Consider the following 8,657-nt stretch of genomic DNA (forward strand, 5'->3'; position numbering starts at 1 on the left):
TGAGGCACCGCGGACCGGACGGCGAGCGACGAGAGAGAGCGACGATGGACGGCAGTGCGGGCGACGCCACGATCTTCGGCGTCGTCCTCGCCGTGCGCCTGCTCGTGCCGCTGCTGGTCTTCCGGTTCCCGCTACCGTCGATCCTGGCCAGCCTGGTCATCGACGCGGTGGACCAGACGGTGTTCCAGACGTTCACCGACATCGACCTGACCTACTACCAGTCCTACGACAAGGCGCTCGACGTCTACTACCTCGCCCTCGCGTACGTCTCGACCATGCGCAACTGGGCGCACATCGGCGCGTTCGAGATCTCGCGCGGGCTGTTCTACTACCGGCTGGTGGGCGTCGCCGTCTTCGAGCTCACCGGCGCGCAGTACCGGACGCTGCTGCTCGTCTTCCCCAACACGTTCGAGTACTTCTTCATCGCGCTGTCGGCGGTCGCGCTGCTGTGGCGACCGCAGTCGGTGTCCACCCGGGCGTGGGCGCTGACCGCCGCCGCGATCTGGGTGTTCGTCAAGCTGCCGCAGGAGTGGTGGATCCACGTCGCCCAGCTGGACTTCACCGATGCGGTGCGCGACCACGTCTGGTTCGGTGTCGCGGTCGTCATCGCCATCCTGGTCGGCGCCGCCGTGCTCTGGTTCGTGGTCCGGCCACGGCTGCGACCGCGCGACCACGCGTTGCAGGTGCGCTCCGAGGACCTCCCCGGCGGCCTGGGTCGGCGGGAGGCCCGCCGGGCAGGCCGCCTCGCCAGGGGCACCGTGTTCGACCTCCTGCTTCTGGAGAAGGTCGTCCTCATAACCCTGGTCACGGCGATCTTCGCCAGCATCCTGCCGGGCGTGGAGGCGAGCACCGTGCAGATCGCCCTGGCCGTCGGCGTGCTGGTCACGGTGGACTCGGCCGTGGGCCTGGGCGCCGCCAGGGCCGGCCGTGGCTTCGACGCGGCCTGGTCGTCCTTCCTGGCCCTGGCGGCGGTGAACCTGCTCTTCGTCCTGCTGGTGCGCTTCGTCCTGCCCGGCGAGCCCCGGATCGACCTGCCGGTGACCATGTTCTTCCTCCTGCTGCTGACCCTGGTCGTGTCGCTGTTCGACCGCTACTCGCCGGTCAACGCGCTGCGGCGACGCGACTGGGCGGCGCGCACCGCTGCGTGACCGCATCACACATTCCGCGAAAGCGTGCACGGGCGCCTCGCATCACCCAAACCGGACGAGGTGCGTCCCTCTGGGTGAAGCGTAGGTTTCGTTGCGTTGACTTTCCAGTGGAGGCACCGATGACCGTTTCCCTGTCCGGACCGTCTCACCCGGGTCTGAGCGTCGGTACCACCAGTGAGTTCAGCTTGTTCTTCCAGGTCAAGCCCGGCCAGGGAGGTCCGCTGCGCCAGGCGCTAGCGGAGCTGCAGGACACCCCGGGCTACCGGCCGGGCGACTACGGCATGGCCATCCAGTCCATCCACGAGGCACGCTTCGTGCTCTTCGACGAGGACAGCAGGCTCGCCTTCATCACCAGCTTCGACGGCCCGTGGGACGCCTACATGGAGGACTTCTTCACGTCCGGGCCGACTCTGGCGCTGTTCGACGTGATCTTCCGCCACGTGGAGGGCTATGACGGCCTGCCGGATGTCGCCGCAGTCAAGACCTTCGTCCTCGGCGCCGAGCAGACGGCCGCGGCGTACGCTCGCAACTACCCCGGCACGGTCAAGGAGATCCGCAAGGCCCAACGCGTGAGCGCAGCCTTCCAGCAGGTTCTCGACCACCCGGCGGCCGCCGACCTTCTCGAGCATCCAGCGATGAAGCCGCTGCTGGACGAGGCCGGGGACTAGCGACTCAGCGATACGGGCTCCCATCCGATGTCGGACCACATCTCCGGGCCGCGCGCCCTCGCCGACCCGATCGCGGACATCACCGACGTGTACGCCTTCCCGAGCCCGCAGCAGGCGGGTCGCCTGGTGCTCGTCATGAACACGCTCCCGATGGCCAGGCCCACCGACCTGTTCTCGGAGGGACTCCTCTACCGCTTCAGGGTGCGGCCGCTCGAGCTGCCGGGCGCGGACTCCGGATGGAAGTTCGTCCCGGCGGAGGACGAGTACGTGCTCGACTGTGTCTTCTCCACGCCGGGGCCCGACGGTGACGGTCACGTCCAGGAAGGCGCCTGCACCTCGTCGACCGGCCAGTCGGTCTCCTTCCGCGTGAACGACCCGAGCGGAGGTGCTGGCGCCGGCTTGCGGGTCTTCGCCGGCGTGCGCTGGGACCCGTTCATCATGGACGCCCGCGCCGCCCTGACGACGCTCGCGACGCACAAGCTGGCGTTCAGCGATCCCGGCTCGATCTTCCTGGACGGCAAGAACGTGTTGAGCGTCGTCGTCGAGATGGATGCCCGGCTGCTCGGAGGCATCGGACTCGTGGGAGTCGTCGCAGAGACCCTGACAAGAGGCAAGGTCAACGTCCGGATCGAGCGGGTCGGCCGTCCGGAGGTGAAGAACATGATGCTGGCGTCGAAGGAGTTCGACCCGGTGAACCGGGACCTCGAGCTGCGTGACCTCTACAACATGGAGGACGCGTTCCACCTGGGCAGCTCGTACGCGGGCGCGTACCGTGCGCGCCTGAACGCGAACCTCGCCTTCTGGGACGGCCTTGACGGCAAGGTGGACTGGCCGACGGACGGAGATGGCAACCACCCGTTGACCGACCTTGTCCTCGCCGACTTCCTCGTCGTCGACGTCTCCAGGCCTTACGTCGAGCGAGGGTCGTTCCTCGACATCGAGCTCGCAGCTCGACGCGGTGAGCCGCACCAGACCTGCGGTGGACGCACCTTGAACGACGACGTGATGGACCAGGTCTTCACCCAGCTCGTCAACGGCGGCCACGGGCCGGTCATCCGCGACGGTGTAGACACGGCCACGTGCCCGGCCACGAGCACCTTCCCTTACCTGGCGCCGCCCAACGAGAACCCGCCCGCGCCCCCTGAGCACCACTAGCGCCGGAAGGCACGTGAAGCCATGACCGACACGAGTCATCCCGAGCTCGAGGTCGACGACATCCAGACCGGTGCGCTGTTCGAGCGTCCCTCGCCCTACGTCGGTGCATATGTGATGCTGCGCATCGCGGACCGGGCAGACGGACGTGAGCTGGTCGGGAGACTGCATCGGATCGCCGCCGACGCGCGGACGTCCGACCGCCGGGACGACACGTCGGTGACCGTGGGGTTCACCTATCGCGGCCTCGAGGCTCTGGGCGTCCCGAAGACCTCGCTGGACAGCTTCGCGCCGGAGTTCCGTGAAGGGATGGCGGCACGCGCCGCGCTGCTGGGCGACGTCGGTGAGAGCAGTCCTGAGCACTGGGAGCCTCCTCTCGGAAGTGGCGACGTGCACGTGGCCATCGCGCTTCTCGCTCACGACGCTGCTCAGCTCGAGGAGACCGCTGACCAGGCACGCCGAGCCCACCAGCAGCTGCCGGGGGTCGAGGTGCTCTGGCGTCAGGACTGCTACCAGCTCGCTACTGGGCGTACCTCCTTCGGCTTCAAGGACGGCATCGGCCAACCCGCGGTCGAAGGCAGTGGTAGGCCCAGCACCAGTCCCCGGGAACCACCTCTCAAGGCCGGCGAGATCATCCTCGGCTACCCCGACGAGACCGGCGAGCTCCCGCCGACGCCGACACCGGAGATCCTGGGGCGCAACGGCACGTACGTCGTCTTCCGGAAGCTGCACACGAAGGTGGGTGCCTACCGACGCTACCTGCGCGACCGGGCGACGAGCCGCGCCGACGCGGATGCTCTCGGCGCGAAGATGGTCGGGCGATGGCAGAGCGGTGCTCCGCTCGCCCTGGCACCGGACCGCGACGACCCCGAGCTCGGTGCCGATGCCCGGCGCAACAACGACTTTCTCTTCGCCGATGATCCCCGTGGGTTCAAGTGCCCGGTCGGCGCGCACGCGCGGAGGGCCAACCCCCGTGACTCCCTGCACCAGGACGGGAGCGTCGACGTACGGCTGCATCGCATGATCCGGCGCGGGACGAGCTACGGACCCATGCTGCCCGACGGCGAGCTCGAGGACGACGGCGCCGATCGAGGGATCATCTTCGTGTTCGCCGGGGCACATCTCAAGCGTCAGTTCGAGTTCGTCAAGACCCAATGGCTCAACGACGGCATCTTCATCGGCGCGCCACTCGAGAAGGACCCGCTCGTCGGACCGAGCGACGGGTCGGGCGGCTTCACCATCCCCAGGCGTCCGATCCGTCGCAAGCTGCAGGACCTGCCGCCCTTCGTCGTGACGCGAGGCGGGGAGTACTTCTTCGCGCCAGGCATCGAGGCCATGCGCTGGCTGGCGGAGCTGGACACATGAACGCTCGGCACCGAACGGAGAGGAACGCGTGGCGATGAGCCCATCCGGCACGGACCGATGGAAGGCGCTCGACTTCGGCCCACCCCCTGCGGACGGCGACGAGATCGGGGACCCCGTGCTCCTCGACCACCTCGATGGCGGCCGGGTGGCACTGGTCACCCTCAACCGACCGCATGCGGACAACGCGATCACCACGGAGATGGGCGCGCGTCTCACCGAGATTGTCGAAACGATCGCCGTGCGGACCGCCGTCCGGGTCGTGATCCTGACCGGAGCCGGTGACCGAGCCTTCTCGGTCGGCAGCGACCTTCGACAGCGCAGGTCCATGACCAAGGAGGACTGGCTCCGGCAGCGTCAGGCCTTCGACCGCACCCTCTACACCGTGCGTCAGCTGCGCAAGCCGGTCTTCGCTGCCGTCAACGGCATCGCGTACGGCGGCGGCTGCGAGCTGGCTCAGAGCACCGACTTCATCATCGCGTCCGAGACCGCGACGTTCGGCCAGCCCGAGGCGATGCTCGGCCTCGCTGCTGGCGGCGGCTCGCCTGCGCTGCTGCCACGTCTGCTCCCGCGAGGCATGGCCCTGCAGATGCTGATGACCGGCGACCCGGTGCCGGCCCAGGAGCTCCACCGCCTCGGCATGGTCAACGAGCTCCATCCGCCCGACGACCTGATGCCTGCGGCCCGCCGCATCGCGGAGAAGATCGCCGGCAACTCGCCGACGGCGGTGCAGTCGGTCAAGCGCGCCGTCCACCTGGGCGAAGGGCAGCCGATCGAGCAGGCGATCGCGATCATGATGGATGCTCATTGGCGCTCGGCCGTGCATCCCGACCGCGTGGAGGGGATCGGAGCCTTCAACGACAGCCGCGAGCCGAGCTTCGACGACGCGGACTTCTGAGCCTCAGGCTTCCGAGACCGAGTGAGAGGCAGACCCGAGCACATGACAGTCGCAGACGACCTGGAGTCGGCACGCGCCGCCCTGCAGATGATCAACCCGGCTCCCTACAACGCCGAGGCACCGCCGGAAGCCCTTGTCGGGGACATCACCCCCACCGCCCTGCACTACGTGCGGAGCAACTTCGCGCTGCCCACGCACGACGGGACCCTGGAGATCGGCGGTGCCGTGGGCATCCCCACGACGCTGACGCTCGACGACCTACGCGCGCTACCTGCGCGGGAGCAGGCGGTGACCCTGGAATGTGCGGGCAACGGCCGCCTGAACATGAGACCTCTCCCGACCGGGGAGCCGTGGGGCGACTACGCCGTGTCGACCGCGCGATGGACCGGTGCCCTGCTCAGCGACGTCCTCGCGCTCGCCCAGCCGGCCTCCCAGGGAGTCGACGTGCGGTTCGAAGGCGCCGATCACGGCCCGTACCACCTCAAGGCGATCCTCCCGGACACCGACCAGGGCGACCTCACGTTCGTCCGTGCGCTCCCACTCGCCGAGGCGGCCGACCCTTCGTCGTCGATCCTGGTCGCCTACGAGATGAACGGCGAACCGCTCACACCCGATCACGGCGCACCGTTCCGGATCATCGCACCGCACTGGTACGCCGTCGCCTCGGTGAAGTGGCTCAGGCGGATCGACGTGCTCGAGGAGCCGTTCAGCGGCGAGTTCCAGACCGGCCACTACATCTATGAGTGGCCGGACCGGGCCCACGAGCCGGTGACCCGCATGCGCGTGCGGGCCCGGATCACCGACCCCGCTCCCGGCTCGGTCCTCCCCCTGGGCGCGCACACGGTGAGAGGCAAGGCGTGGTCAGGAACCGGCCCGGTCACCCGGGTCGACGTCAGTCTCACCGGTGAGGGCGACTGGCACCCCGCGTCGCTGGAGCCGCCGAATGGGCCCTACCAGTGGCAGGACTGGTCATACGTCTGGGACAGCACCGACGTCGGACGCCACACGCTGCGCGCCCGCGCGACCGACGCCGCCGGCAACGTCCAGCCGGACGTGCCACCGTGGAACCGGTTGGGCTACGGGAACAACGCCATCGAGATCCTTTTCGTCGACCGTCAATGATGACGGCTCAAGCCCTGACGCCGACGCCGTTGCGGCTCGCCGTGGAGGTCGCCGTGCGGCGCCGGGAGTAGGCGACCGTGACTACGACGAGCAGCGGGCCCCAGAGCAGCAACGGCGCGTGGCAGAGGTAGGCCAGCCAGGCCCCGTCGGTCTGGTCCGGCGGCGGGCAGCCGGGCACCCGTCGGCCCGCTCGCCAGTGGAAGATCCGGTTCAGCACGGCGTACGTGTAGCAGTTGGGTCCAGGCGAGCAGGTCGGCGGCGAGGGCGACGAGCTCGAGCCATATCTGGTTGGCGGTGAAGTCGTGCAGCGGCAGGTTGCGCACCCGGTGTCCTTCAGGCAGCGGATGCGGTCTTCGGCGCGGGCCCGCAGCCGGTGCCGTCGTTCGTGCTCGGCGAGTCGTCCGCCGGGCACGTTGGTGGCAAAGCAGGTGATCCGCCAGCCGTCACGGTGGGTGATGCGCAGCTGCGCGCCGGGGTGCGGGCGTTCCCGGCGGGCGATCACCCGCATCCCGTCCGGCCACGGCTTGTAGGTCGGCGGCAGGTAGCGGGTCAGTTCGGCGACCTGCGCGCCCTCGCGCGGTCGGCCGTGCTCGTCGAGGGCGGCCTTCCAGGCCTGTCGGGGCAGCGCGTCCAGCGCATCCAGCACCGGCTGGTAGCCCATCAGTCCGATGGAGTAGCGCAGCCCCCGGGCGTGCAGGTGATCGAGGAAGGCGTGCACTCCGCCGCCGCTGTCAGCACGCACCAGGACCCGGTCGCGAACCTGCGCCGGCAGCTGGGCCAGCGCCTCGGCGAGTACGGCGATGTGGTCGCCGGCGTTGTTGGCCGTCGCCGTGCCCGGGCGCAGCAGCGCCCCGACGCACTCACCGGTGCCGCCCGGTCCGTGGTCGAGAAAGGCCAGCAACGGATGGAACCCGAAGCCTCGTTTCCAGGTCGCGGCGGCGCCTTCCTTCTCCGAGTGCGCCTCCACCAGGGTGGCGTCGAGATCGAGGATGACCGGCCCGTCCTCGCCCACCGGCGCCCCGCATTGCCCAGACCCGGGCCCGAGCGGCAGCCCGAGCCGCGCGCAACGCGTGCAACGCCGCGGGCGCGTCCGCAGCCAGGGTGGCGACCAGCCGCGACACCGTCGGATCGGAGGCCACCCGCCCAAACAGCTGCGGCTGCGCCCGCACCAACGCCAGGTCGGCCAGGCAGTCCCCACCCAGTGCGATCGCCACCGCCAGATCGAGCACGATCTTGCCCGGATCGTGCGCGGCGCGCGTCGAACGTCACGGCGCCAACTGCTCGCGCAACCCCTCATCCAGGCCGCTGACCTGTGCCGCACGCAGCAACAGCACGGCGCCGGCCGAGCTGATCAGCGACTCGCTCCCAGCCACTACCTGGAGGCGGCCCGGCCGCCGGATACTGTTCACCTACGGAGTGCCTCTCGGCTCACGGATCCTGTGCCTTCGACAAGCAGCAGAATCCCAAGCAGAGCAGGCACTTCCGTGCTTCTACGGCCCGTGTCGCACCACAGGATCAGCTCACAGGTGAAAGATCGAGGCTAGTGGCTCGCCCCGACCAGAGGTACGTCCGAGACGACCTGGTCTTTCGGAGTGGTGATACGGCTAGGCCGGTTGAAGAACCAGATCGAAATCCAACCGATGCCCACGGCCATGGTGACGAGCCCGAGGTCCAAGGCCGCCTCCGGCACGAACGCTCGCAGCGAGACCGGTACGGCGCCGACGGCGTAGAAGACGAGCGGCGTTGTGGGAACCTCCCGGATGCGGAGCATCGCGGCGACGAAGGCCAGGGTGCCGAGAAGGAACGAGATGGATGCCACTGACAGCGCGACGCCTAGAGTGCCGTCGCGGAGTGCCTCGACGGTGCGGTCAGGGAGATCGGCGAACACGAGATTGATCACGAACTCCACGCCGACCAGCGCCGCCAGTGCGAACGCGTTCAGCAGATGGGCGACCAGGCCGAAGGCGCCCGTGCGGCGACCGAAGGCAAAGTAGAGGCCGGTGACCAGCGCCAGGGCCAAGATCTGTGCGAGGGGCGCAACGAGCTGGGTGAACGCTGAGGTCGGGATGACCTCGGCGCGCTTGGCGGCGTTGATGAGGAGGATGGCGGCGCTTCCGCCGCCAGCCACGGCGGCGATGCGATGGAGCGTCGAAGGGATGGGTTGGGACATGGGGTTTCTCCGAATGTTTCGATCGGGTGACACCTCCGGCCGGGCGGCCGGGGGCTGGTGGAACGAGAACCTCAGTGAGGCGAGGCGATGACCTCCACCGAGAGCAAGGTGGTGCCGATGTCGCGCACCTTCGCGAG

General features: G+C 69.1%; 7 protein-coding genes and 1 pseudogene. 6 read left to right on the plus strand and 2 right to left on the minus strand.

The window, feature by feature from the left end:
* Positions 1 to 44 precede the first annotated feature (44 nt).
* From VK640_11350 to VK640_11375, 6 genes are all read left to right on the plus strand, one after another.
* The gene (locus tag VK640_11350; GenBank protein ID HTE73779.1) at positions 45 to 1,148 is read left to right on the plus strand and encodes a hypothetical protein; all 1,104 of its coding nucleotides are present in this window, start codon (positions 45 to 47) and stop codon (positions 1,146 to 1,148) included.
* Between the two features lie 119 nt (positions 1,149 to 1,267).
* Positions 1,268 to 1,816 carry a hypothetical protein gene (locus VK640_11355; protein ID HTE73780.1) on the plus strand — a complete coding sequence of 183 codons (549 nt, stop codon included), beginning with the start codon at positions 1,268 to 1,270 and terminating at the stop codon, positions 1,814 to 1,816.
* 27 nt (positions 1,817 to 1,843) lie between these two features.
* Positions 1,844 to 2,971 (plus strand): DUF4331 family protein, encoded by a 1,128-nt coding sequence (locus tag VK640_11360; GenBank protein ID HTE73781.1) that lies wholly within the window; start codon positions 1,844 to 1,846, stop codon positions 2,969 to 2,971.
* 21 nt (positions 2,972 to 2,992) lie between these two features.
* On the plus strand, positions 2,993 to 4,333 hold the full coding sequence (locus VK640_11365; protein HTE73782.1) for a Dyp-type peroxidase: 1,341 nt from the start codon (positions 2,993 to 2,995) through the stop codon (positions 4,331 to 4,333).
* A gap of 34 nt (positions 4,334 to 4,367) precedes the next feature.
* Positions 4,368 to 5,228: an enoyl-CoA hydratase/isomerase family protein gene (locus tag VK640_11370; protein HTE73783.1), complete on the plus strand. Its 861-nt coding sequence runs from the start codon at positions 4,368 to 4,370 to the stop codon at positions 5,226 to 5,228.
* A gap of 42 nt (positions 5,229 to 5,270) precedes the next feature.
* Positions 5,271 to 6,350 carry a sulfite oxidase gene (locus VK640_11375; protein HTE73784.1) on the plus strand — a complete coding sequence of 360 codons (1,080 nt, stop codon included), beginning with the start codon at positions 5,271 to 5,273 and terminating at the stop codon, positions 6,348 to 6,350.
* 227 nt (positions 6,351 to 6,577) lie between these two features.
* Here the strand turns inward: VK640_11375 and VK640_11380 are convergent.
* Positions 6,578 to 7,759, minus strand: a pseudogene (locus VK640_11380) (IS1380 family transposase).
* A 131-nt stretch (positions 7,760 to 7,890) separates the two neighbouring features.
* Positions 7,891 to 8,520, minus strand: a complete 630-nt coding sequence (locus tag VK640_11385) for a hypothetical protein (GenBank protein ID HTE73785.1) — start codon at positions 8,518 to 8,520, stop codon at positions 7,891 to 7,893.
* Positions 8,521 to 8,657 lie beyond the last annotated feature (137 nt).

The organism is Actinomycetes bacterium (assembly GCA_035489715.1).
In the GTDB taxonomy this organism is placed as follows: domain Bacteria; phylum Actinomycetota; class Actinomycetes; order JACCUZ01; family JACCUZ01; genus DATHAP01.

Bases quoted from the DNA above. Each gene is read 5' to 3' on its own strand.
- VK640_11350 (HTE73779.1), top strand. From the start codon at position 45: ATGGACGGCAGTGCGGGCGACGCCACGATCTTCGGCGTCGTCCTCGCC.
- VK640_11355 (HTE73780.1), top strand. From the start codon at position 1,268: ATGACCGTTTCCCTGTCCGGACCGTCTCACCCGGGTCTGAGCGTCGGT.
- VK640_11360 (HTE73781.1), top strand. From the start codon at position 1,844: ATGTCGGACCACATCTCCGGGCCGCGCGCCCTCGCCGACCCGATCGCG.
- VK640_11365 (HTE73782.1), top strand. From the start codon at position 2,993: ATGACCGACACGAGTCATCCCGAGCTCGAGGTCGACGACATCCAGACC.
- VK640_11370 (HTE73783.1), top strand. From the start codon at position 4,368: ATGAGCCCATCCGGCACGGACCGATGGAAGGCGCTCGACTTCGGCCCA.
- VK640_11375 (HTE73784.1), top strand. From the start codon at position 5,271: ATGACAGTCGCAGACGACCTGGAGTCGGCACGCGCCGCCCTGCAGATG.
- VK640_11385 (HTE73785.1), bottom strand. From the start codon at position 8,520: ATGTCCCAACCCATCCCTTCGACGCTCCATCGCATCGCCGCCGTGGCT.